The sequence below is a fragment of the Rhodococcus sp. PvR099 genome (genome assembly GCF_017833315.1).
Lineage (GTDB): Bacteria > Actinomycetota > Actinomycetes > Mycobacteriales > Mycobacteriaceae > Rhodococcus_G > Rhodococcus_G oryzae.
Window position 1 is genome coordinate 5667990 of sequence record NZ_JAFIBV010000001.1, and the last position, 22825, is coordinate 5690814.

General features: G+C 71.5%; 20 protein-coding genes. 12 read left to right on the forward strand and 8 right to left on the reverse strand.

Annotated features, from left to right (window positions below; translation table 11 throughout):
- The first annotated feature begins 41 nt into the window (after positions 1-41).
- Genes nirD through JOE46_RS26095 form a run of 3 tightly spaced genes read left to right on the forward strand, consistent with a single transcriptional unit; the run spans position 42 to position 2361 of the window.
- Positions 42-461, forward strand: a complete 420-nt coding sequence (gene nirD, locus JOE46_RS26085; protein ID WP_097210594.1) for a nitrite reductase small subunit NirD — start codon at positions 42-44, stop codon at positions 459-461.
- The gene (locus JOE46_RS26090) at positions 458-1618 is read left to right on the forward strand and encodes a uroporphyrinogen-III synthase (RefSeq protein ID WP_097210595.1); all 1161 of its coding nucleotides are present in this window, start codon (positions 458-460) and stop codon (positions 1616-1618) included. Before nirD ends, JOE46_RS26090 begins: the two co-directional genes overlap by 4 nt.
- Positions 1619-1677: 59 nt before the next feature.
- The gene (locus tag JOE46_RS26095) at positions 1678-2361 is read left to right on the forward strand and encodes a sirohydrochlorin chelatase (protein WP_245222396.1); all 684 of its coding nucleotides are present in this window, start codon (positions 1678-1680) and stop codon (positions 2359-2361) included.
- On the opposite strand, the gene JOE46_RS26100 is transcribed toward JOE46_RS26095, so the two are convergent.
- Positions 2303-4072, reverse strand: a complete 1770-nt coding sequence (locus JOE46_RS26100; RefSeq protein ID WP_209928868.1) for an NTP transferase domain-containing protein — start codon at positions 4070-4072, stop codon at positions 2303-2305. The two genes, JOE46_RS26095 and JOE46_RS26100, sit on opposite strands and share 59 nt — an antisense overlap.
- Positions 4073-4151: 79 nt before the next feature.
- Here JOE46_RS26100 and JOE46_RS26105 point away from each other — a divergent pair, with 79 nt between their 5' ends.
- Complete coding sequence (locus tag JOE46_RS26105; RefSeq protein ID WP_245221177.1) at positions 4152-4655, forward strand: VOC family protein; 504 nt, start codon at positions 4152-4154, stop codon at positions 4653-4655.
- A 7-nt stretch (positions 4656-4662) separates the two neighbouring features.
- Here JOE46_RS26105 and JOE46_RS26110 read toward each other — a convergent pair whose 3' ends face one another.
- Both JOE46_RS26110 and JOE46_RS26115 read right to left on the reverse strand, forming a co-directional pair.
- Complete coding sequence (locus tag JOE46_RS26110; RefSeq protein WP_097210599.1) at positions 4663-5007, reverse strand: zinc ribbon domain-containing protein YjdM; 345 nt, start codon at positions 5005-5007, stop codon at positions 4663-4665.
- 28 nt (positions 5008-5035) lie between these two features.
- Complete coding sequence (locus tag JOE46_RS26115; RefSeq protein WP_209928870.1) at positions 5036-6259, reverse strand: NAD(P)/FAD-dependent oxidoreductase; 1224 nt, start codon at positions 6257-6259, stop codon at positions 5036-5038.
- Between the two features lie 130 nt (positions 6260-6389).
- Here JOE46_RS26115 and JOE46_RS26120 point away from each other — a divergent pair, with 130 nt between their 5' ends.
- From JOE46_RS26120 to JOE46_RS26130, 3 genes are read left to right on the forward strand one after another with little or no spacing between them, the layout of a single operon-like run.
- Positions 6390-7253 (forward strand): tryptophan 2,3-dioxygenase family protein, encoded by an 864-nt coding sequence (locus tag JOE46_RS26120; RefSeq protein WP_245221178.1) that lies wholly within the window; start codon positions 6390-6392, stop codon positions 7251-7253.
- Between the two features lie 11 nt (positions 7254-7264).
- Positions 7265-8275, forward strand: a complete 1011-nt coding sequence (locus JOE46_RS26125) for an amidohydrolase (RefSeq protein WP_097210601.1) — start codon at positions 7265-7267, stop codon at positions 8273-8275.
- Entirely contained in the window at positions 8272-9513 is a 1242-nt protein-coding gene (locus tag JOE46_RS26130; protein ID WP_097210602.1) for a kynureninase, read from the forward strand. Before JOE46_RS26125 ends, JOE46_RS26130 begins: the two co-directional genes overlap by 4 nt.
- A 12-nt stretch (positions 9514-9525) precedes the next feature.
- Here JOE46_RS26130 and JOE46_RS26135 read toward each other — a convergent pair whose 3' ends face one another.
- The 3 genes from JOE46_RS26135 to JOE46_RS26145 are packed head-to-tail and all read right to left on the reverse strand — an operon-like array spanning position 9526 to position 11022.
- A complete protein-coding gene (locus tag JOE46_RS26135) occupies positions 9526-9936 on the reverse strand; it encodes an ACT domain-containing protein (RefSeq protein WP_097210603.1) in 411 nt (136 codons plus the stop codon).
- 12 nt (positions 9937-9948) lie between these two features.
- Positions 9949-10245 (reverse strand): MGMT family protein, encoded by a 297-nt coding sequence (locus tag JOE46_RS26140; protein ID WP_097210604.1) that lies wholly within the window; start codon positions 10243-10245, stop codon positions 9949-9951.
- On the reverse strand, positions 10246-11022 hold the full coding sequence (locus JOE46_RS26145; protein ID WP_209928871.1) for an alpha/beta fold hydrolase: 777 nt from the start codon (positions 11020-11022) through the stop codon (positions 10246-10248). It lies immediately after the preceding gene.
- Positions 11023-11111: 89 nt separating this feature from the next.
- Between JOE46_RS26145 and JOE46_RS26150 the strand changes: the two genes are divergently transcribed.
- Together JOE46_RS26150 and JOE46_RS26155 are read left to right on the forward strand one after the other, a co-directional pair.
- Positions 11112-14411 (forward strand): ATP-dependent DNA helicase, encoded by a 3300-nt coding sequence (locus JOE46_RS26150; RefSeq protein ID WP_209928872.1) that lies wholly within the window; start codon positions 11112-11114, stop codon positions 14409-14411.
- Entirely contained in the window at positions 14411-17800 is a 3390-nt protein-coding gene (locus JOE46_RS26155; protein WP_209928874.1) for an ATP-dependent helicase, read from the forward strand. Before JOE46_RS26150 ends, JOE46_RS26155 begins: the two co-directional genes overlap by 1 nt.
- Before the next feature lie 40 nt (positions 17801-17840).
- Here the strand turns inward: JOE46_RS26155 and JOE46_RS26160 are convergent, their stop codons facing one another.
- Positions 17841-18221 carry a hypothetical protein gene (locus JOE46_RS26160; RefSeq protein ID WP_209928876.1) on the reverse strand — a complete coding sequence of 127 codons (381 nt, stop codon included), beginning with the start codon at positions 18219-18221 and terminating at the stop codon, positions 17841-17843.
- Positions 18222-18340: 119 nt separating this feature from the next.
- Between JOE46_RS26160 and JOE46_RS26165 the strand changes: the two genes are divergently transcribed.
- Together JOE46_RS26165 and nudC are read left to right on the forward strand one after the other, a co-directional pair.
- A complete protein-coding gene (locus tag JOE46_RS26165; RefSeq protein WP_097210607.1) occupies positions 18341-19411 on the forward strand; it encodes a TrkA family potassium uptake protein in 1071 nt (356 codons plus the stop codon).
- Positions 19412-19449: 38 nt separating this feature from the next.
- Positions 19450-20334: an NAD(+) diphosphatase gene (nudC, locus tag JOE46_RS26170; protein WP_245222398.1), complete on the forward strand. Its 885-nt coding sequence runs from the start codon at positions 19450-19452 to the stop codon at positions 20332-20334.
- Positions 20335-20349: 15 nt separating this feature from the next.
- Here nudC and JOE46_RS26175 read toward each other — a convergent pair whose 3' ends face one another.
- Positions 20350-20607: a mycoredoxin gene (locus tag JOE46_RS26175; protein ID WP_077041062.1), complete on the reverse strand. Its 258-nt coding sequence runs from the start codon at positions 20605-20607 to the stop codon at positions 20350-20352.
- An 87-nt stretch (positions 20608-20694) separates the two neighbouring features.
- Here JOE46_RS26175 and JOE46_RS26180 point away from each other — a divergent pair.
- The coding region (locus tag JOE46_RS26180; protein ID WP_209929269.1) for an ATP-dependent DNA helicase UvrD2 at positions 20695-22825 on the forward strand (2131 nt) is incomplete at its 3' end.

Genomic DNA, 22825 nt, shown 5'->3' on the forward strand with positions numbered 1-22825 from the left:
AAAAGTAGAAAGTAAGCCTGCATTACAGGAGGACCACGATGATGACCGTTATCGAGATGAAGGCGCACAACGTGACCGGACCCGGACGCGAGAGCGTCAACGACGGACGACTCGAATGGACCTCGGCCTGCCCGCTCAGCCACCTCATCCCGGGGCTCGGTGTCGCGGTGTTGATTCGGGGGGGCGAGCAGGCAGCCCTGTTCCTCATGGAGGACGGCTCGCTCTACGCAGTGGGGAACATCGACCCCTTCGGGCGCGCGGCGGTGATGTCGCGCGGCCTGGTCGGGGACAGGGCAGGCGAGCCCATCGTGGTCTCGCCCCTGCTCAAGCAGGTGTTCTCGCTCGTCGACGGGCGCTGCCTCGACGACGAGTCCGTCCGGCTGCCGGTGTACGACGTGCGGGTCTGGGCGGGCATGGTCCAGGTCCACAGCACCTCGTCTGCCGTGGCGGACAGCGCATGAGCGAGGGCAAGGCGGTGCCGCAGGTCGGTGAGCCTCTGTCCGGTTTCACCGTGGGGGTGACCGCGGCCAGGCGATCGGAGGAGTTCACCACCCTGCTGACCCGTCGCGGTGCCACCGTCGTGCACGCGGCCGCGATCCGGATCATCCCGCTCGTCGACGATGCCGAGCTGGAAAGGGTGACCAGGGAACTGATCGACAACCCGCCCGAGATCGCGGTCGCGACCACCGGAATCGGGTTCCGCGGCTGGATGGAGGCCGCCGATGGCTGGGGCCTCGCCGAGCAGTTGGGCGGCGCGCTGTCGACCGCCCGGCTGCTGGCCCGCGGTCCGAAGGCAAAGGGCGCGATCCGCGCCGCGGACCTGCGCGAGGAGTGGTCCCCGGTTTCCGAGTCGTCGGCCGAGGTGATCGATCACCTGCTGGCCGAGGGTGTCGAGGGCAAGCGGATCGCCGTGCAGTTGCACGGCGCCACCACCGAGTGGGAGCCGCTGCCCGATTTCTGCGAGGTGCTGCGGGTGGCCGGGGCCGAGGTCGTCCCGGTTCCGGTGTACCGGTGGACCCAGCCCGACGACCCCACCGCGATGGACCGGCTCATCGAGCTGACCGTCGGAGGGGGTCTGGACGCGCTGAGCTTCACCAGCGCGCCCGCGGTGGCGTCGATGCTGATCCGGGCCAAGGAGATCGGTCTCATCGATCCGTTGCTGAACTCGTTGCGCACCCGGGTGCTCGCGGTCTGCGTCGGCCCGGTGACCGCGGCGCCGCTCGAGGCGCTCGGTGTCCCGAGCACCATGCCGGGGCGGGCGAGGCTCGGGTCGCTGGCCCGGCACATCGCCGAGGAGCTGCCGCGCCGCTCGATGCGCCTGCGCGCGGCGGGTCACGACGTGAGCGTGCGGGGCGGATGTGTCGTCGTGGACGGCGAGGTTCGTCAACTCGCTCCTGCCGCAATGGCTTTGATGCGAACACTGGCGCACCGGCCCGGACGGGTCGTCTCGCGGGAGGAGTTGCTCTCCGTGCTCCCCGGCGGCGGCGAGGACACCCACGCGGTGGAGACCGCCATCGCGCGGCTGCGGACCTGTCTCGGCGCCCCGAAGATCGTGCAGACGGTGGTCAAGCGCGGCTACCGTCTCGCGCTCGACCCGGTCGATTGCGGGGACGACTAGTGGCCGGGCCGGCGCTGGTGCTCGTCGCGCACGGCACCAGGAGCCCGCGCGGCGTCGACATGGTCGCCGCGCTCGCCGATGCCGTGGCGGACGAGGTGGGCACCACCCGCGTCGCCTTCGTCGACGTCCTCGGTCCGTCGCCCTCGGAGGTGCTCCGCGACCTCGGCGGGCCCGCCGTCGTGGTGCCCGCCTTTCTCGCCTCGGGGTATCACGTGCACACGGACGTCCCGCGCGAGGTCGTCGATTCCGGGCACCCCGATGTGACCGTCACCAGGGCACTCGGGCCGGACCCGGTGCTGGCCACCGTGCTGTTCGAGCGCCTGCGCGAGGCGGGCTGGCGGCTGGGCGACGCGGTGGTGCTCGCGGCGGCCGGATCGTCGGATCCGCGCGCGCTGGCCGACGTGCGCCGCGGCGCCATGATGCTCGCGGAACTGGTCCGGAGCACGGTGCACATCGGCTACGTCGCGACCGCGGAGCCGCGGGTGCCCGAGGTGGTCGAGGGGCTGCGGTCGGCGGGTCACCGCCGGGTGTTCATCGCCTCGTATCTGTTGGCGCACGGCCTGTTCCACCGGAGGCTGGTCGATGCCGGATCGGACGGGGTGGCCGAGCCGCTCGGGGTGCACCCGGCTCTGGTTCGGCTGTTGGCCGACCGCTATCGCGCCGGCTGCGCGGACATCGCCTCCGTCAACGAGGCAACGGCAGCAGTTCCGCGGAGCCACCGTCAGGCGTTGCCGGTTCGATGATCGCGAGGGCGTCGGCCCCGATCAGCGCGGCGAGGTGAGCCGTCCCCACCGGCGCGGTCGCGTGCCAGTGACCGTCTGACCGTCGGGTGGCCGTGACGACCCGAGGGGCGTCGGAGGCGAGTTCCGCGGCGTTCTCGATCGGCGCGCGCGGCCGGGTAGGGGCCGGGGCGCCGGTGAGCGCGGCGACCACGGCAGGCGCCGTCATGAGCATCGTGGCGACCGCCGCGAAGGGGTTGCCGGGCAACCCCAGCACGATGCGGCCGTCCGGCAGCACCGCGACCACCTGCGAACCGCCCGGCCGGCATCGCACCCGCCCGACCACCAGGCGGGCGCCGCAGCGGGTGAGCGCCATCCGCAGGTGATCGGCGGCGCCGCCCCCGGTCGCGCCGACGATGACGATCAGGTCGGGTTGCGCTCCCGTGTCCGAAACCGGCTGCGCCAGTAGCTCATCGAAGCCCCCGACGGTGTCGCGCAGGTGCGATTCGGCGGCCGTGCGAATCCCGCACCAGGACAAGAAATGCGGCATCACGGGTCCGAGGCTGTCCCGGGTCTGGCCGGTGCGCAACGGGCCGTCTCGGCGGATCTCGTCCCCGGTCACCACGATGTGGGCCGTGACGGGCCCACGGACCAGTAGTTCGGTGACCTCACCGCTGAGCGCCACCGAGACGACGGCGGGGGTGACCGGTTCGCCCGCCTCCGCGAGCGGTGCACCCGGCTGCCAGTTCTCACCGCGCCTGCGGGTGTCGTCGCGGACCGGTGCGTCCGGGCGCCTGCTCAGCGTGGTGTCCGCGAGTTCGACGTGCTCGTCGCGCACGACGGAGGTGGCCCCGGACGGCACATGGGCACCGGTGGCGATGCGCACCGCGTGCCCGGGTTCGAGTTCGACCTCGTCCTCCGAGCCGGCATAGCGGATGGCCGTGTCGAGTTGCCAGGGGCCGTCGCCGGATACGGCGTAGCCGTCCATCGCCGAGATGTCGATCCGGGGCAGCGCGTCGGCGGCGAGCATCGGTCGCGCCAGCACCCCCCCGATCGCGGCGAGCGGGGCGGCCGAGCGAGCGGGCAGCATGGCGACGGCCTCGCGGACGGCCCGCCTGGCCTCATCGAGACCGACGGCGGGGGAGGCGCTGCGCGCCCGGGCGGCTGCGACATCGGCCTCGGTGTCGCAGTCGGAGATCCCGGCCATGGGAACGGTGACGTACCCGGCCGGGATCAGTGTCTTCATCGGCCTGTTGGCCAGATCGGTGCGCCCGAGCTCGTCGAGCCCCGCGGACAGCGCATCCCGGCGCCACACACCGAGGAGGAACTGCACCCGACCGGATTCGTCGAGCGCAAAGGCCGCGGGTGCACTCGGCTCGCGGTCTAGCGCCGCGACCAGGCTCTCGATCGATGCCGAGGACAGGAACGGTAGGTCGGCGGCGATCACCACCACCGGGGTGGTGCCGCCGCCCAACTCGAGCAGGCCCGCGTCCATCGCGAGGACCGGGCCGCCGCCGACAGGCGATTCCTGAGTCTGTGCGATCGAGGCGGCGAGGTCGTCGCGGTGCGGTCCGACCACGACCACCCGCTCCGCCCCGGCGACGGCGTCGAGCGCGGCGCGCAGCATCGAACGGCCGGCGATGACGATCGCGGGCTTGTCGACGCCACCCATCCGGGTGGCGGATCCGCCGGCGAGAATGACTGCATCGTATGCCGAGGGAGCGCCGGTGGTCATCGATAGATGATCCCATTGATCTGCAGGTGATTCGAATTGAGGACGCCGGTTGTCCTCGATCCTCCCTAGCGTCGGAGGCATGGAAAAGACGATGCAATCCACCCAGGTCCGGCCAGTCCCCGAGGGCTACGCCACCGTCACGCCCTGGATCATCTCCCGGGACACCGCGCGGCTGCTCGACTTCGTGCGGGACGCGTTCGACGCCGAAGAACTGGCCCGCGTCGAGTACGGGGGCGCGATCGGACACGCGGAGGTGCGGATCGGGGACTCGGTGGTGATGATGTTCGACGGTCGCCCGGATTGGCCGGACACGTCCGGCTTCCTGCGGCTGTACGTCGAGGACGCCGATGCCACCTTCCTGCAGGCACTTGAGGCGGGGGCAACGCCGGTCACGGAGGTGACCGAACTCTTCTTCGGGGATCGCGTCGGTCGCGTCCGCGATCCGCTGGGCAACCTGTGGTGGATTCAGACCCGCGTGGTGGATCTGACGCCAGAAGAACTCGAGATCCGTTCGCAGCAGCCGGAATTCGTGGCCGCGATGGAGTACGTCGCGGGCGCCCCACTGGTGCAACCGTCGACGTAACCCCGAGTCAGGCCTTCTTGACCACGCTCGACTTGAGCTGCATCGGACCGATGCCGTCGACCTTGCAGTCGATGTCATGGTCGCCGACGCCCTTGACCAGACGGATGTTGCGCACCTTGGTGCCCGACTTGATGCCGGTCGGGCTGCCCTTGACCTTGAGCGTCTTGATCACCGTGACGGTGTCGCCGTCGGCGAGCACGTTGCCGACGGCGTCGCGGATCACGTCGGTGCCCTCGTCATCGCCCGCGCCCGCCGCCCACTCGTGTGCGCATTCCGGGCAGACAAGGAGCGAGCCCATCTCGTAGGTGAACTCGCAGGAGCACTGGGGGCACGGGGGCAGGGTCTGATCCATCTGTCCATCGTATTCGCGAGGAGGATCGTCACCGGACCGCTCGCCTGGCGCGCGCCGCGCGGGCCAGCATTCGTGGAGAGAGCATCACGAAGGGCGAGCGGTTGCGGGTGCCGTACGCGAAGAACCGGTCCGCCACCCACGGATCGCGGGCGGCGCCTGCGAACAGCAGGCGTTGCAGCGGATTGAGTCGAGGACGCTGGCTGAATTCGATCGCGAAGAACTGGTGCGGCCACAGTCGCATCCGGTGATGACGCTGGTAGCGACGTGCCGCCCGGTCTATCTCTCGGTCGGTGCCGGTCACGAGCGGTTTCGCGACGGAGTCGCTCAGCCACTCGGCGGTCTGCAGCGCCCAGCCGCACCCGGCGCCCCAGACAGGGTCGAGTACCAGGGCGGCGTCCCCGACGAGCGCGACGCCGGGAGCGGTGATGCGGAGCCGGGTGACGCTCGGGTAGTCGCGGGTGCCGACGACATCGGACACTCGCTCCGCATCGGTCAGGTCCGGGGCGTCCGGCAGACCCTCGAACATGCGCACCAGCGCTGCCTCCTTGTCGTCGTCGAACTCCGGCAGTCGGCTCTTGTCGGGCACGGCGGTGAGGACGGTGACCCCGGCATCGTTGCCGAACGCGTATGCCGCGTCGGGCTCGAGCAGCCACAGCTGGACCGATTGCCCATGGGGGATGGTGACGTTCACGAAGGAGGCGAAGTAGGCGAAGCGGTCGTTCCGGGACTCCCGGCCGGGTAGGCCGGCGAGCCGGGCCACCTTCGAGAACCGACCGTCCGCGCCGACGACCAGTCGGCAGGAGAGCCGTCCCACGCGGTCGGCGACCACACCGTCGACGCGCCCATCGGGACCTCGAGTCAGCTCACGCAGCTTCGCGCCCAACATCAGATCGACACCCGGCGCCTTGGCGGCGGTTCGCCGCATCAGCGGATCGAGGATCTCGCGTCGGAGGTTGTAGCCGTGCGATGGTCGGTTTGTCGGTTCCGGTTCCTCGACCCAGCCGAATCGACTCCAGGCGTTGCCGTGGTTGCGGATCGCCCCGGCGGCCTCGAGTTCGGAGTCGAGTCCGAGCCGCTGGAGGGTGGGGAGCGCGCACGACTGGATGTAGTGCGTGCACATTCGCTTGTACGCCGCCGGATTCCGATTCGCCTCCAGCAGCGCCACCCGCAGGCCTCGGCGTCCGAGCAGGATGGCGGCCGTGCACCCGGCCAGGCTCGATCCGACAATTGCGACGTCGTACTCGCCGCCCATGATCGCTCACCGCGATTCGGTCGTAGAAATACGCCGCCTTTCAGTGTCGCAGTTGCCCGGTGCGGATGTAAACACAACGATTCGGCCACGGCCGCGGACGATATCCGCAGGTCGGCGGACAATCACACGCATGACGCTGGGCGGTGAACCGAACTTCCGGGAGCTCGAGCCTGGCATCGTCACGGACTTCAGCGCCAGAATGAGCTACGGCTCCTACCTCGACCTGGGCACGCTGCTCAGCGCGCAGAACCCGGTCAGCGAGCCGCAGCACCACGACGAGATGCTCTTCATCATCGCGCACCAGACCACCGAGCTCTGGCTCAAGCTCGTCCTGCACGAGATCCGCGCGGCCCGCGCCGCGTTCGCCGAGGACGCCATCGGGGTGGCGCTCAAGTGCATCGCCCGCGTCAAGCACATCCAGAAGTCGATGACCGAGCAGTGGTCGATCCTGGCGACGCTGACGCCGACCGAGTACGCCGAGTTCCGAGGTTTCCTCGGCAGCGCATCCGGATTCCAGTCGTACCAGTACCGGGCCGTCGAGTTCATCCTCGGGAACAAGAACGCGGACCTGCTCGGGGTGTTCGAGGCGGATCCGCCGTCCCATGCCGTCCTCGACGATCTCCTGGGCGAGCCGACCCTGTACGACGAGTTCTGGCGCTGCCTCGCCCGTGCGGGCTACGACGTGCCCGGCTCCGCGCTGGACCGCGCGGTCACCGCGGCCTATGTGCTGAACCCAGAGCTGATGCCGCTGGTCAAGCACGTCTACGAGCATCCGGGGGACTGCTGGCCCGCGTACGAGTCCTTCGAGGAGTTCGTCGACCTGGAGGAGAGCTTCCAGCTCTGGCGGTTTCGGCACCTACGGACCGTGCTGCGGGTGATCGGGATGAAGACCGGCACCGGCGGGTCCTCTGGCGGCGCGGGGTACCTACAGCGCGCGCTCGAACTCAGCTTCTTTCCCGAGCTGTTCGCGGTACGCACCGAGCTGGGGAACTGACGGGCCGGGGCATGAACGTCGACGTCGCGAACCTGTGGAGCGGGGCGTGGTTGGGACGCTGCCGACTGACGGTTGGCGGCGATCTGCTGGTCTCGGCTCGGCGGCGGAACGCCATGGACGGGCGCGCCGATCTCGAGATTCCCGGCGTGGTGTTCGCGGGCCTGCGCGACGCCCACGTGCACCTCGGGCTGGTCGATGCCGGCGCCCTCTTCGCGGGTGGGCTGGCGGTGGTGCACGACCTCGGCTCGCCGCCGTCGGTTCTCGCCCCGTTCGCCGACGCGGCGGTGCACACCGGACTACCCGAGGTGAGCTTTGCGGGTCAGTTCCTCACCGCCCCTGGCGGATACCCCACCGACCGGTCCTGGGCGGCGGCCGAGTCGGTGCGCGTGGTCGACGGACCGCAGGCGGCGGCGAGCGCCGTCGACACCCAGGTCAGGGCGGGCGCGTCCTTCGTGAAGATCATGCTGAACAGCGCGGCGGGGCCGGTGTTCGACGACGCGACGCTCGACGCACTGGTCGGAGCCGCGCACGCGGACGGAGTTCCCGTCGTCGCGCACGCGGAGGGACGGGGCCAGGCCGCGCGCGCCTTCGAGGCCGGAGTGGAACGACTCGCGCACACCCCGTGGACCGAGCGCCTGCCCGAGGAACTGCTCACGGCGATGGCGGCGTCGATGCGGTGGATCAGCACGCTCGACATTCACGGCCGCGGAGGCGAATTCGATGTCGCCACCGACAACCTTCGCCGGTTCCGTGCGTGTGGCGGGGTCGTGAAGTACGGAACCGACCAGGGCAACGGTCCGCAGCCGGTCGGACTCAACCCGCGTGAACTCGACGCCCTGCTCGACGCAGGCCTCGATCGGGTGGCGGTGCTGGAGTCGATCACCATCCCGTGGCCGCCGGGCACCTCGACCCGGCTCGCGTGGGCGCCGGGTGCGCCGCCCAGCGATGAGAGGCACTGGGCCTCCTGGCTCGCCTCGACCCGCAACCTCGAGTCGGCGCAGATCAAGGAGCAGTTCGGATGAGTCTCTCGAGTCCTGTCCCACAACACTTCTCGGTGCGCGCCGTCGAACTCGACGATACCGATCCGCTGTGCTCGTACCGGGACCTGTTCGTCGACGCCCCGTCCGTCGTCTCCTACCTGGACGGGAACTCGCTGGGGCGGCCGACCAAGGCGGGTGCCGAGCAGGTGGCCCGCTTCGTCGCCGAGTCCTGGGGCGGCAGGCTGATCCGTGGCTGGGACGAGGAGTGGTTCGACCTGCCCCTGACCATCGGCGATGATCTCGGGCGGGTGGTGCTCGGCGCGGCCGCGGGCCAGACCGCGGTGGGCGACTCCACCAGCGTGCTGCTCTACAAGCTGGCCAGGGGCGCCGTCGCGCTGCGGCCGGGGCGCGACGAGATCGTGGTGGACACAGACAATTTCCCCACCGACCGCTACGTCCTCGAGGCGGTCGCGTCCGAGCTCGGGATGACTCTGAGGTGGATCGAGTCGGACCCGCGGAGCGGGGTGCGCGCGGACGAGGTCGCCGCGGTGGTCGGGGACCGGACCGCGCTGGTGGTGCTCAGCCACGTCGCCTATCGGTCGGGTTATCTGGCCGACGCCGCCTCGATCACCCGGGTCACGCATGCTGCGGGCGCGCTCATGTTGTGGGACCTGTGCCACTCGGTCGGCTCGGTCCCGATCGAACTCGACGAGTGGGGAGTCGATCTCGCCGTCGGCTGTACCTACAAATACCTGAACGGCGGGCCCGGATCGCCCGCGTTCGCCTATGTCCGTGCCGGGCTGCTGGAGGAGTTCGTGCAGCCGATCTGGGGGTGGATGGGCCGCGAGGACGTTTTCGAGATGGCGGCGGGCTACCGGCCCGCGCGCGGCATCCGGCGGATCCTCAGCGGCACGCCGGCGATCCTGGGGATGATCGCGATGCGCGACACCGTCGAGCTCATCGACGGGGCGGGGATCGGTGAGATCAGGGCGAAATCGGTGCGGCTCACCGAGTTCACGCTCGAGCTCGTAGCCGAGTCGCTCGTTCCGCTGGGGGTGACGATCGCGTCGCCGGTCGACCCGAGTCTGCGCGGCGGCCACGTCACCATCGACCACCCGCGCTTCCGGGCCGCGACCCCCGCGCTGTGGGAGCGCGGGGTGATTCCCGACTTCCGGGCGCCCGAGGGACTTCGGCTGGGGCTGAGCCCGCTGAGCACCAGCTTCAGTGAGGTGGTCGCCGGCGTGGAGGCGATACGCGCCGAGCTGGCGGTCGGGGACTGAGCAGCCGATCGGTCAAGCCCGGCGGCCCCGAGCCTCGGCGGCCAGCGCGTTCAGCTCGTCGATCGCACGCGACGCATCGTCGACGGGCACCAGCAGGTGGTCGTGGTGGTATCCGGCGATGACGTTGCAGCTGATGCCGGCCTCGGCCAGCCGCGAGCTCACCGCCGCGGTGAGCCCGACGGCGTCCAGCGCGGAGTGCACCCGCAGCGTCAGCCAGGCCGCTTCGAAGTCGTAGCCCCAGCCGCGGGCGTCGGCCTCCGCCTTGGCGACCACCAGGGTGACGCCCTCCTCCTCCGTGATCGTTGCCGCAGCCGGGATCCCGGCGGCCGCTGCAGCGGGCACCGAGACGAATACGAACGTCCCCGGATGTCGGACCGGGTTCATCGATGAGATCAGGACCTCGAGGTCGCGTTCGCCGCTCATCGCTCGACGATCTCAGAACTCGTGTCGCGCGGCGGCGAGGTCGACCCGTCCGTCACGGATCGGCACACCTTCGAGCGCCAGCTTCGAGATCTGCCGGTGCGCGAGATGGGCGGCGGGCCTGCCGCTCGCGCCGAGCACCCGGTGCCACGGCAGGTCGGCCGAGTCGGTGCGCATGATCCAGCCGACGGTCCTGGGGCTCGACAGCCCGGCGGCCGCCGCGATGTCGCCGTAGGTCGCCACCTTGCCGGGCGGGATCGCCGCGACCAGCTCGCGGACCCGCTCGATCTGCGCCTCCGTGGTGGCGGCCACCTACAGCAGCTTCCCGATCAGTTCCGCGACGTCCACCGGCCGGGCCTGCCCGACCATGTGATCGACGTCCATCTCGACCACGGTGAGGCGATCGCCGAGGTGTGCCGCGAGGGCGGTCCGGAACGCCGCGGTGACGTACGGCGGTTGCACCCGCATCGCCTGCACCAGGATCGTGGGCAGGTCCGCTGGCGGCAGCACGAACGGCCGGGCCAGTTCGCCCCAGGACGCCACGATCGCGGGGATCGACATCCGCCAGCCGACCCGGCCGCCCTCGCGGTCGATCAGGTGCTCGGCGAGCTCGACGTCGAGCACCTCGTCCGCCACGTCCGCCCACGCCCCGTGCACTTTCTCCGAACGCGCCTCCGCGGCGTCGGTGTAGTCCGGGAACCGGACGGTCAGGTCGGCGATCTCCGCCATGAACGCCGGATCCATTCCGATCGCGGGGTCGAGGAGCACCAGGGCGCGCACCCGCTCCGGTACACGGCGGGCCAGGTGCACGGCGATGGCGCCGCCGTACGAGTGGCCCACCAGCACGACCGGCTCGGTGGCCTCCGACTCCAGGACCCCGACGAGGTCGTCGACATGGTCGGCGATGCCCCAGGGCGGCGACCACGTCGAGCGGCCGTGGCCCCGCAGGTCGGGCGCGATCACCCTGGCCTCGGGCAGGTGCCCCTCCGCGAGGTGCTGCCAGCGCTGACCGTGGCCGGTGAGGCCGTGCAGCGCCATGACCTGCCTGCCGACCGGGGGCCCGAAGCGGTGGATGTGGATCTCGCCCATGCCGGACATCTTGCCGGATCCCACGGACCACGGAGGACGCGGCGGACGCGCGGCGGTGGTTGTCGGCCTCCCGTGATGGAATGCCACCCATGTCGGTCGATCGGGAACAGTCGCGGCGGGCCACCGCCACGTTGGTCCGTCGGTCGACGGAGGCAGGCCCGCGCCGGGCGTGGGGCCCCGAAGCACAGCGGCTGATGGATGTGCCGCGCGGAGGCCGGGGTCGACGGCCGTGGCAGGTGCTCGGCGGCCCGGGCACGGGCAAGACCTCGCTGCTGGTCGACCTCGCGGTCTCGCGGATCGCCGACGGCGGGTGCGACCCGGAATCGATTCTCGTGCTGACCCATTCACGCCGCGCCGCCACCGTGGTCAGGGAGGCGATCACCGCGGGTCTGCTCGGGTCCGCCGGCCCCGACGCGCTGCGGGCCACCCGTGAGCCGCTGGTCAGGACGGTGCACTCGTACGCGTTCGCGGTGCTCCGCCTGCAGGCCGCCGCGCATTCCAACCCGCCGCCGCGGCTGATCACCGGGGCCGAGCAGGACGCGGTGCTGCGCGAGATGCTGCGAGGTGACGTCGCGGACGGTGCCCAGCACTGGCCTGAGCGGCTGCGGCCCGCGCTGTCGTTGACCGGCTTCGCGGTCGAGCTGCGTGATCTGATGCTGCGGGCAGGCGAGCGCGGCCTCGGGCCCGAGGACCTCATCGCCCTCGGCCGGACGCACTCACGGCCGGAGTGGGTGGCGGCCGGACGCTTCGCCGCCCACTACGAGCACGTGATGCTGTTGCGCGGCGCCGTCGGGGTGGAGGCCCCCGAGGCCACGGCACCCGCGCTCGACGCGGCCGAACTCGTCGGCGCGGCGCTGACCGCGTTCGCCACCGACCCGGAGCTGCTGCAGCAGGAGCGCTCACGGATCCGGTACCTGCTCGTCGATGACGCCCAGCACCTCGACCCGCAGGCGGCCGAGCTGGTCCGGCTGATCGGCGCGGGCACCGACCTGTCCGTCGTGGCGGGCGATCCGGACCAGGCGGTCTTCGGATTCCGGGGTGCCGACCCGCGGTTCCTGATGGACCTCGCCGACAACGGCTCCGAGAACCGGCTCATCCTCGACACCGATCATCGCTGCGCGGAACGGATCTCGGCGGTCACCGCCGCGATCGCCGGCCGCCTGCCCGGTCGGCCGCCGCATCGGGGCGCGGCGGCCGCGACCGAGGAACCGGGCCGGGCCCAGGTGCAGGTGCTCGGCACCCAGGGCAAGGAGGCCGCACTGATCGCCGACACCCTGCGCCGCGCACACCTGCACGACGGTGTGCCCTGGTCGCGGATTGCGGTCGTGGTCAGGTCGGTGCCGCGGGTGCTGGCCCCGCTGCGTCGCGCCCTCCTGGCCGCGGGTGTCCCCGTCACCACCTCGGCCTCGGAACTCCCACTCGCCCGGCAGCATTCGGTCGGCGGTCTGCTGTTGGTGCTGCGCGCGGTCGCGGGCGTCGAGTTCACCGGCGAGGACGCGCTGGCGCTGGTGTCCGGACCGGTCGGCGGATCCGATCCGGTGACGCTGCGCCGGCTGCGCCGTGGCCTGCGCAGGGTGGAACTCGCCGCCGGTGGTCAGCGCGACTCCGCGGACCTGCTGCGGTCGTTGATCGTGGACGGCGAGGACGAGCACCGCGGGCTGATCGCCAAGCTCAGCGACGGCGAGTCCGCCGCGCTGCGCCGGGTCCTCTCGATCCTCGGCCAGGCCAGGGCAGCCCACCGGAAGGCGCGCGGCGTCGAGGGCGTGCTCTGGGCGAGCTGGCAGGCGACCGGCCTGGAGAAGAGGTGGGCCGCCGCCTCGCTGCGCGGCGGGCCGATCGGCGCGCAGGCGGACCGGGACCTCGACGCGGTGGTCGCGCTCTTCGACGCCGCCGCCGGCTATGTCGACCGGTTGCCCCGGGCGACTCTCGCCGGTTTCGTGGAATACCTTTCCGAACAACAGATCTCGAGCGACTCGAGGACCGTCGCGGTCCCCGGAGAAGCGGTGACGGTGCTCAGCGCGCACTCCGCGGCCGGCCGGGAATGGGACGTGGTGGCCGTCGCCGGGGTCCAGGAGGGGCTGTGGCCGGGCCTGCGCGCCCGCGGCACCCTGCTGGGCACCGAGGTGCTGGTCGATCTCACCGCAGGCGTCGGCGACGCCTCCCCGGCGAGCGAGTCGCAGCTCTCGCGGACCGCCCCGCTGCTGGCCGAGGAGCGGCGGCTGTTCCTGCTCGCCTGCAGTCGGGCCCGCCGGTCCCTGCTGATCACCGCCGTCGAGTCGGCGACAGGGGATGCGGACCTGGTGCCCTCGCGGTTCGTGGACGAGCTCATCGGCCGCGTCGAGGGCGACGACGGTCCCGCGGAGGTGGTCGTGGAGCAGCCGGTGCCCGCGGGGCGGGTGCTGTCGCTGCCGTCGCTGGTCGCGGAACTCCGTCGGGCCGTGTGCGATCCGGACCTGGCCCGCAGCGATCCGCAACGTCAGGCCCGGGCGGCTCGGCAACTCGCCCGGCTGGCAAGGGACGGTGTGCGCGGCGCGCATCCGCAGAACTGGTGGGGTGTGGGCGGCATGAGCACCGACGCCCCGCTGTGGGAACCCGACGACGGGCCGGTCCCGCTGTCGCCGTCGACGATCGAGCAGCTGAGCACGTGCCCGTTGCGGTGGGCGCTCGAACGCAACGGCGGCACCGACGGCGAGAACACCCACGCGGTGACCGGGACCCTGGTGCACACCCTGGTCCAGGCCGTGGCGGGCAAGCTGCCGCCCGACCAGGTGCGCAAGGCGCTCGCCACCGCCTGGGATGCGGTCGATCTCGGCTCGCAGTGGTACTCGAGACGGGAGATGGACCGCACAGGTCAGATGCTCGACAGCTTCTCCGAGTGGCTGCGGCTCTCGCGCGGCGAGCTCACGGAGGTCGGCGTGGAGGTCGCCGTCGACGGCGTCCTTGAACCACGCGAGGAGGGCGGACCCGAGATCCGGCTGCGCGGCCGGATCGACCGCCTCGAGCGCGACACCGAGGGCAGGCCGGTGATCGTGGACGTGAAGACCGCGCGCAGCCCGGTCAGCAAGGAGGCCGCGCAGCAGCACGCGCAGCTGGCGACCTATCAGGTGGCGGCGCTGGCAGGCGCGATCGAGGGCGAGCCGCCCTCGGAGCCGGGCGGGGCGCGCCTGGTGTTCGTGGCGAAGCCGAACAAGAAGGAGGGCGCCACCCAGCGCCTGCAGACCCCGCTCGGCGAGGACGGCGAACAGGAGTGGCTCACCGTGGTGCACGACGCGGCCGCGGCCACCAAGGGCCCCGGGTTCCGTGCGCAGCCGAACGACGGGTGCAGGCACTGCCCCGCCCAGTCGAGCTGCCCGGCACAGGAGACCGGACGGCAGGTGACCGAGGGATGATGCGGGACACCGAGACATGGAGGAGTCGGGTCCGGGTGAGCCCGGCCGACCTGGCGGTCGCGCTCGGCCAGCATCCGCCGACCGCCGAACAGGCCGCCGTCATCGCGGCGCCGCTCGGGCCGACCCTGGTGGTCGCGGGCGCGGGAGCGGGCAAGACCGAGACGATGGCGGCCAGGGTGGTCTGGCTGGTGGCCAACGGCCTGGTCGACCCCGAGCAGGTCCTCGGGCTCACCTTCACCCGCAAGGCCGCCCAGCAGCTCACCAGCCGGATCCGGCAACGTCTTGCGCGCCTTGCCGGTTCGGCCCTGTTGCGCAAGCTCGATCCGACTGGTGACCTGCGCGGGCGGATCCTCGGTGGTGAGCCGGAGGTGAGCACCTACCACTCCTACGCCGGCCGGTTGCTGTCCGAGCACGGGCTGCTGCTGCCGATCGAGCCGTCCGCCGAGCTGCTGTCGGAGACCGAGCTGTGGCAGCTCGCGCACCGGGTGGTCAGCTCATGGGACGGCGACCTGGAGACCGACCGCACCCCGACCTCGCTCACCGAGGCGGTGCTCGCGCTGTCCGGGCAGCTGGCCGAGCATCTGGTGGAGCCGGACGACCTGCGCGAGGCGCACACCGAGCTGGACAAGCTGATCCACACGCTGCCCGCGGGCCCCAAGCAGCGCGGCGGGCCGAAGAAGGAACTGCTCGACGTCCTCGAGACCCAGCACGAGCGGGTCGCCCTGCTGCCGCTGGTGCAGCGGGTCTCCGAGACGCTCAGGCGGGAGGGCGCGCTCGACTTCGGCAGCCAGATGTCGCTGGCCGCCCGGGTCGCCTCGGAGCATCCCGAGGTGGGGCGCTCGGAGCGGCGGCGCTTCCGGGTGGTCCTGCTCGACGAATACCAGGACACCGGGCACGCCCAGCGGGTGTTGCTGTCCTCGCTGTTCGGTGGCGGCGAGGACGGCGACCTCGCGCTGACCGCCGTCGGCGACCCGATGCAGTCCATCTACGGCTGGCGGGGCGCGTCGGCGGCCAACCTGCCCAGGTTCGCCACCGACTTCCCGCTGCCGGGCGGCGATCCCGCGCCGCGCCTCGAGCTCCTCACCAGTTGGCGGAACCCGCCCGAGGCGCTGACCCTCGCGAACGCGGCCTCGGAATCGCTGCGCGAGCGTGGGGTTCCCGTGCAGCAGCTGCGACCGCGGCCGGGTGCGGTCGCGGGTGACATCCGGCTCGCGGTCACCGAGGACGTCGAGCGCGAGCGGGACTGGCTCGCCGCCCGGATCGCCGAGGAGTACGCCGCCTCGGCCGCCTCCGGCCAGGCCCCGCCCACCGCGGCCGTCCTGATCCGCCGCAACGCCGACGCCGCGCCGATCGCGGCCGCGCTGCGCCGCCACGGCCTGCCGGTGGAGGTGGTCGGGCTCGGCGGGTTGCTGCACACACCCGAGGTGGCGGACGTCATCGCCATGCTGCGGATGGTCGCCGATCCGCTCGCGGGCAGCGCGGCGATGCGGATCCTGACCGGGGCGAGGTGGCAGATCGGGGCCGCCGACCTGGCCGCGCTGTGGCGCAGGGCGCGCGAGCTGGCGATCGGGTCGACACACGGCACCGGGGGAGCGGTCACCGATGCGGCCAGCCTCGACCAGGCGCTCGAGGCCGCGCTCCCCGGCGAGCACGCCGAGCTAGCCGGCCTGGCCGACGCGATCTCGGACCCCGGTGGTCCGCAGCGTTATTCGCCCCTCGGCTACGCCAGGATCGGGGCGTTGGCGGCCGAACTGGTCTCGCTGCGCGAACGCATCGGTCAGCCGCTCACGGAGCTGGTGGCCGAGGTGGAGCGGGTGCTGGGGATCGGCATCGAGGCGCAGGCCCGGCTGCGCTTCACAGGTGACGGTGGTGCGGGCCGCGAGCATCTGGACGCCTTCGCGGACGCGGTCGCCGGGTACTCCCGCAATTCCACGGCGACGCTGACCGGACTGCTGGCCTTCCTGTCGGCCGCCGAAACGATCGAGAAGGGCCTGGCCCCCGGCGAGGTCGAGGTCGCGCCGGATCGGGTGCAGGTCCTGACGGTGCACTCGGCGAAGGGGCTCGAGTGGGAGGTCGTCGCGGTGCCCCACCTGGTGGAGGGCGTGTTCCCGTCGAAGACCGCCTCCGGCAGCTGGCTGGGAGCGGTCGGTGAACTGCCGCCCGCGCTGCGCGGCGACCGGGCCCGAGACGGCGATGGCGCGGAAGGTGTCCCGGTGCTCGATCTCGAGGAACTGTTCAACCGCAAGGACCTCGAGGACGCCCTCGCCGACCACAAGGCCGCGCTGGGTCGGCGCAGGCTCGACGAGGACAGGCGCCTGTTCTACGTGGCGCTCACCCGTACCGAGCGGGCGCTGTATCTGTCCGGCCATCACTGGTCGGAGTCGGGCAGCGCGCCACGGGGTCCGTCGGAGTTCCTGCTGGAGATGCGCGAGCTCGTCGACAGTGCCGACCCGACCGAACCGATCGGGACGGTGGAGCTGTGGGCGCAGGCCCCGGACGAGGACGCGGAGAATCCGCTCACCGCGGAGCCGGTGACCGCGCAGTGGCCGAGCGATCCGCTGGGGAGCAGGCGTGATCCGGTGGAACACGGCGCGGAACTGGTGCTGGCCGAACTGATCGCGCTCGGCCCCGAAGACGAAGACGAAGACGAGGCCGAAGACGACGATGCGGACCCGGAGGGCTGGGCCGCCGACGTGGACGTGCTGCTGGCCGAGCGCAGGCAGCGGGCGCTGACCCGCGCCGAGGTCGCGCTGCCCGCACAGCTGTCGGTGAGCCAGTTGGTGGAACTGGCCGCCGCGCCCGATGCGCTCGCGGCCCGGCTGCGTCGGCCGTTGCCGTATCCGCCGAATCCGCTGGCGCGCAGGGGAACCGCGTTTCACGCCTGGATCGAGCGCAGGTTCGGTGCCACCAGGCTGCTGGATCTGGACGAGCTGCCGGGCGCCGCCGACACAGGGGCCGTCGGAGACACCGACCTGGAAGGGCTGCAGGAGGCCTTCCTGCGCTCGGATTGGGCGAACCGCAGCCCGGTCGAGGTGGAGGTCCCGTTCGAGACATCGATCGCGGGCACGGTGATCAGGGGTCGCATCGACGCGGTCTTCGCCGACCCGGACGGCGGGTGGACCGTGATCGACTGGAAGACCGGTGCCGAGCCGTCGGCTGCAAACGAGCGGGCGGTGGTGATGCAGCTCGCGGCCTACCGGCTGGCGTGGTCGGAGCTGATGTCGGCGCGGTCCGCCGCCAGGGGCGGTCCGCCGGTGCCGTTGGGCAAGGTCCGTGCGGCGTTCCACTATGTGCGCAGCGGACGGACCATCGCGCCGACCGAGCTGCCCGACGGCGACGCGCTCGCCCGCCTGATCGACTCGGCGGGGGCGAGCACCGAGCCCAGTTAGGGTTTTGCAGCTCGACCGGATCCTGGCACTGGGTGAACGGTCAGGAGTCGACGTCGCCCTTGCGGACCTTCATGGCCGCGAGGATCAGCGGAATCTGCAGTGGCAGGCGAGCGACCGCAATCGCCTTGAGCGGCAGCGGCGTCGAGCTGCGGCCGAGCCAGTCCGCGGCCATCTGCACGTTCGCGGGGAAGACCGCGACGAACAGCGCCGCGGCCAGCGCACCGCCGAGCCGCCTCGTCCGCGGCACCGCGATGGCCGCCCCGATCGCGAGTTCGGCCGCACCTGAGAGGTGGGTGTAGGTGCGGGCACTGCCCGGCAACGCGCGCGGGACGATGCTGTCGAACGGCTTGGGGCTGACGAAATGCAGCGTGCCCGTTCCCAGCAGGAGAGCGGCGAGTCCGGTGGCAGGCGAGATCTTCATGCCGCCAGCCTGCCCCACCGGAACCGGGCGCGCCAGACGCGCCGCGCGTGGTTGTCCGGCCCAGGCGCCGGATCGGGGGTTAGGCTGCCAGCCGATGTCAGCGAACTGGAGAACACGTCATGGCCGGTAAATTGCGTGCGCGGCTACGCAACCAGGAGGCGGCTCTGACCGATCGGCCGGACTTCGCGTTGGTCGGGGTGCTGCGGATCCCCGAGGTGCTGCGCAGTCCCGCGAGCGCGATCTACCGGCGGGTCCTGATGGCCGTCGTGGTGCTGATGGCCGCCGTCGTTGTCGTCTATCTCGATCGTGATGGGTACCGGGACGCCCAGGAGAACGAGCTGTCCTTCCTGGACTGCCTCTACTACGCGACGGTCTCGCTCTCGACCACCGGCTACGGTGACATCACCCCGATCACCCCGAGCGCTCGATTCATCAACGTCGTGGTCATCACGCCGCTGCGGGTGCTCTTCCTCATCATCCTGGTCGGCACCACGCTCTCGGTACTGACGGAGCGTTCCCGCCAGGCATTCAAGATCCAGCGTTGGAGGCATGCCGTGCGCAATCACACCGTCGTCGTCGGATACGGGACCAAGGGCCGCACCGCGGTCGAAGCGATGCTCGGGGACGGCGTCGCGGCCTCCGACATCGTGGTGGTCGACACCGACGCCACGGTGCTGGAGTCCGCCGCGAGCCTCGGGTTGGTGACCGTGCACGGGTCGGCCACGAAGTCGGACGTGTTGCGGCTGGCAGGCGCACAGCACGCGGCGGCGATCATCGTCGCGACCAATCGCGACGACACTGCGGTCCTGGTCACCCTCACCGCCCGAGAGCTCGCCCCGAAGGCGAAGATCGTCGCCTCGATCCGGGAGACGGACAACGCGCACCTGCTGCGTCAGTCCGGTGCCGACTCGGTGGTCGTCTCCTCGGAGACCGCCGGACGACTGCTCGGCATCGCCAGGACCACCCCGACCGTCGTCGAGATGGTCGAGGACCTGCTCACCCCCGAGGCCGGGTTCGCGATCGCCGAGCGCGAGGTGGAACGCGACGAGATCGGCGGCTCGCCGCGGCACCTGTCCGACATCGTGCTCGGTGTGGTGCGTGAGGGCCGCCTGGTCCGGGTCGGCAGCCCCGAGGTCGACGCCGTCGAGGAGAACGACCGCCTGCTCTACATCCGCCGCGTGAGCAATTAGGCGCGACACCTAGGGTTGGGGTCGTGGCCAACTTCGAAATGACCGACGTGCCGATGCTGTCGCGGTCGGCGCTGGACCGAGCCGAGGAATTGCGCTCGGACAGTGAGGCTTTGCGGTCTGGTTGGGCCGACGCGCTGGTGCTCCGGGTGAACCACCGTGGTCAGGTCCGGCTCGACGGTTCCGAGTTGGTCCTCGACCCCGCGGCCGAACTCGGGCCCGAACCGGTCTCCGGTGCGGTCTTTCTCGGCCGCCGCGACGGCAGGCACCTGTGGGCGATCCGGGTGGCCGCGCTGACCGGCGAACTGGGTGACCTCAGGTTCGTCGGGGACCGGTTGGCCGAGACCAGCGCCGGCCTGCTGACGACGGCCATCGCCATCCTGAACTGGCACGACAGCGCCGGGTTCAGCCCCGTCGACGGGGCCGCGACGACGCCGACGATCTCCGGCTGGTCGCGACACAGCACCAGCACCGGTCACGAGGAGTTCCCGCGCACCGATCCCGCGGTGATCTGCCTGGTCCACGACGGCGCCGACCGGGTGCTGCTGGCGCGGAACGGGAACTGGCCCGAGCGGCGCTTCTCGGTCCTCGCCGGGTTCGTGGAGGCGGGCGAGTCGCTGGAGGCCTGCGTGATGAGGGAGATCGCCGAAGAGGTCGGGCTCGTGGTCAGCGACGTCCGGTACCTGGGCAGTCAGCCGTGGCCGTTCCCCCGGTCGGTCATGATCGGGTTCTCCGCGGTGGGCGATCCCGACGCGCCGATCATCTTCGCCGACGGTGAGATCGCCGAGGCGCACTGGTTCGGCCGGGACGAGGTCAAGGCCGCACTCGAGGCGGGGGACTGGTCCGCGGACACGGACGCCCGGCTCCTGGTGCCGGGGTCCGTGTCGATCGCCCGCGGGATGCTCGAGGCGTGGGCGAAGGCCTAGCTAGCGGCCCGCACGTCAGCGACCGAGCGCCTGCTTGACCTGGACCAGCGTCGGATTGGTTGCCGTGCTGCCGTCGGCGTATTTCACGGTCGGGACCACGTGGTTGCCGCCGTTGACGCTGCCGACGAAGTCGGCGGACGCCGGATCGTCCTCGATGTCGATCTCGACATAGCTGATGCCGGACTCGTCGAGCTGCTTCTTGAGGCGTCGGCAGTACCCGCACCAAGTGGTGGAGTAGATGGTCAGGTCGGTGGCGGTCTCTGTAGCGGTCACGGCGGATATAACACCACGGCCGTCGGCTCTGTTCCACGCCGGTTGTGATCCCGACGACTCGATGCGGAGCTGTCGGTGCGCCCTGCCATGATGGACGCCATGTCAGCGGACGATACGGGCCTGGACCCCCAGCAGTCGGCCGCGGTGCTCGCGCCACGAGGACCGGTATGCGTGCTGGCAGGCGCGGGTACGGGCAAGACCAGGACGATCACCCGCCGGATCGCGCACCTCGTCGCGGGCGGGCACGTCTCCGCCGGACAGGTGCTCGCGGTCACGTTCACGGCGCGCGCCGCGGGCGAGATGCGGGCGCGGCTGCGCACCCTTGGCATCGGCGACGGTGCCAACCAGGTGCAGGCCAGGACCTTCCACGCCGCCGCGCTCCGTCAGCTCCGCTACTTCTGGCCCCAGGTCGTCGGCGACACCCAGTGGGACCTGCTCGACCGCAAGTTCGCGATCGTCGCGCAGGCGGCCAACCGGGTCGGCCTGTCCACCAGCACCGAATCCGTCCGCGATCTGGCGGGCGAGATCGAGTGGTCGAAGGCATCGCTGATCGCGCCCGAGGACTATCCGGCCGCGGCAGCGCGGACGCGACGGGAACCGCCCGCGGACGCGGCGAAGGTATCCGACGTCTACGCCGCGTACGAGGCGCTCAAGGTCCGCGACGGCGCGATGCTCCTCGACTTCGACGATCTCCTTCTGCACACCGCGGCCGCCCTGGAGGAGCACTCCACGGTCGCCGAGGAGTTCCGCGACCGGTACCGCTGCTTCGTGGTGGACGAGTACCAGGACGTGACGCCGCTGCAGCAGCGGGTGCTCGACGCCTGGCTGGGCGAGCGCGACGACCTCACCGTCGTCGGCGATGCGAACCAGACCATCTACTCGTTCACCGGTGCCACGCCGCGGTACCTGCTGGACTTCTCCCGGCGCTTCCCCGACGCCGCGGTGGTCCGCCTCGAGCGTGACTACCGCTCGACGCCGGAGGTCGTATCGCTGGCGAATCAGGTCATCGGCGCCGCGCGCGGCCGGATCGCGGGCACCCGGCTCAAGCTGATCGGGCAGCGCCCCCCGGGTCCGGCGCCGGAGTTCGTCGAGTTCGACGACGAGCCCGCCGAGGCCGCGGGAGTCGCGAAGGCGATCCAGAAGCTCATCGCGGGCGGCACCCCGGCCGCGGAGATCGCGGTGCTCTACCGCATCAACGCGCAGTCCGAGGCACACGAGCAGGCGCTGACCGAGCTGGACATACCGTTCCAGGTGCGCGGGGGCGAGGGCTTCTTCACCAGGCCAGAGGTGCGCCAGGCCGTGTCCGCGCTCCGGCAGGCCGCCGGCCGCGACGACCTGCCGCCCGAGGCCGGGAGCGGCAAGGAACTGATCACGCTTGTCCGCGCGATCCTGGTACCGCTGGGACTGACGGACTCCGAACCGGTGGGCGCCCAGGCCCGAGAGCGCTGGGCCTCGCTCGGTGCGCTCGTCGCGCTCACCGAGGACCTACTGGTGCACGAGCCGGACCTCGACCTCGACGGACTGCTCAAGGATCTGGCCGCCCGTGCCGAGGCCCGGCACCCACCGACGGTGCAGGGTGTCACGCTCGCCTCGCTGCACGCGGCGAAGGGGCTCGAATGGGACGCGGTGTTCCTGGTCGGGCTCGCGGACGGCACCCTGCCGATCGCCCACGCGCTCGGTGACAGCAAGTCACCCGACGACGAGGCGGCCGTCGAGGAGGAACGCCGACTGCTCTACGTCGGGGTCACCCGGGCGCGCGAGCACCTGCAGCTGTCCTGGGCCCTGGCCCGCAACGCGGGCGGCCGAAAGTCCAGGCGTCGCTCGCGGTTCCTGCACGGTCTCATCCCCGAGGACTCGCCCGCGTCCCGGATCGCGGAGCCCGCGCCGCAGAAGAAGCGCCCGCGGTGCCGAGTGTGCGGCAAGCAACTCCTCGGGACCAACGCGACGATGCTCGGCCGGTGCGAGACGTGCCCGTCGAATCTGGACCTCGCGCTGTTCGACGCGCTCAAGGCGTGGCGGTCCGCGAAGTCGAGGGAGCTCAAGGTGCCCGCCTACGTGGTGTTCAGCGACAACACGCTGACCGCGATCGCGGAACAGCAGCCGCAGGACGACCGTGGACTGGTGTCGATCCCGGGCATCGGCGCGAAGAAGCTCGAGCGCTTCGGTGCCGACGTGCTCGCGGTGGTGCGGGGTGAAGTGCCCGTGAGCGCAGACGAAT

Coding starts and splice junctions, on each gene's coding strand:
- nirD (WP_097210594.1), top strand. CDS start 42: ATGACCGTTATCGAGATGAAGGCGCACAACGTGACCGGACCCGGACGC.
- JOE46_RS26090 (WP_097210595.1), top strand. CDS start 458: ATGAGCGAGGGCAAGGCGGTGCCGCAGGTCGGTGAGCCTCTGTCCGGT.
- JOE46_RS26095 (WP_245222396.1), top strand. CDS start 1,678: ATGGTCGCCGCGCTCGCCGATGCCGTGGCGGACGAGGTGGGCACCACC.
- JOE46_RS26100 (WP_209928868.1), bottom strand. CDS start 4,072: ATGACCACCGGCGCTCCCTCGGCATACGATGCAGTCATTCTCGCCGGC.
- JOE46_RS26105 (WP_245221177.1), top strand. CDS start 4,152: ATGGAAAAGACGATGCAATCCACCCAGGTCCGGCCAGTCCCCGAGGGC.
- JOE46_RS26110 (WP_097210599.1), bottom strand. CDS start 5,007: ATGGATCAGACCCTGCCCCCGTGCCCCCAGTGCTCCTGCGAGTTCACC.
- JOE46_RS26115 (WP_209928870.1), bottom strand. CDS start 6,259: ATGGGCGGCGAGTACGACGTCGCAATTGTCGGATCGAGCCTGGCCGGG.
- JOE46_RS26120 (WP_245221178.1), top strand. CDS start 6,390: ATGACGCTGGGCGGTGAACCGAACTTCCGGGAGCTCGAGCCTGGCATC.
- JOE46_RS26125 (WP_097210601.1), top strand. CDS start 7,265: ATGAACGTCGACGTCGCGAACCTGTGGAGCGGGGCGTGGTTGGGACGC.
- JOE46_RS26130 (WP_097210602.1), top strand. CDS start 8,272: ATGAGTCTCTCGAGTCCTGTCCCACAACACTTCTCGGTGCGCGCCGTC.
- JOE46_RS26135 (WP_097210603.1), bottom strand. CDS start 9,936: ATGAGCGGCGAACGCGACCTCGAGGTCCTGATCTCATCGATGAACCCG.
- JOE46_RS26145 (WP_209928871.1), bottom strand. CDS start 11,022: ATGGGCGAGATCCACATCCACCGCTTCGGGCCCCCGGTCGGCAGGCAG.
- JOE46_RS26150 (WP_209928872.1), top strand. CDS start 11,112: ATGTCGGTCGATCGGGAACAGTCGCGGCGGGCCACCGCCACGTTGGTC.
- JOE46_RS26155 (WP_209928874.1), top strand. CDS start 14,411: ATGCGGGACACCGAGACATGGAGGAGTCGGGTCCGGGTGAGCCCGGCC.
- JOE46_RS26160 (WP_209928876.1), bottom strand. CDS start 18,221: ATGAAGATCTCGCCTGCCACCGGACTCGCCGCTCTCCTGCTGGGAACG.
- JOE46_RS26165 (WP_097210607.1), top strand. CDS start 18,341: ATGGCCGGTAAATTGCGTGCGCGGCTACGCAACCAGGAGGCGGCTCTG.
- nudC (WP_245222398.1), top strand. CDS start 19,450: ATGACCGACGTGCCGATGCTGTCGCGGTCGGCGCTGGACCGAGCCGAG.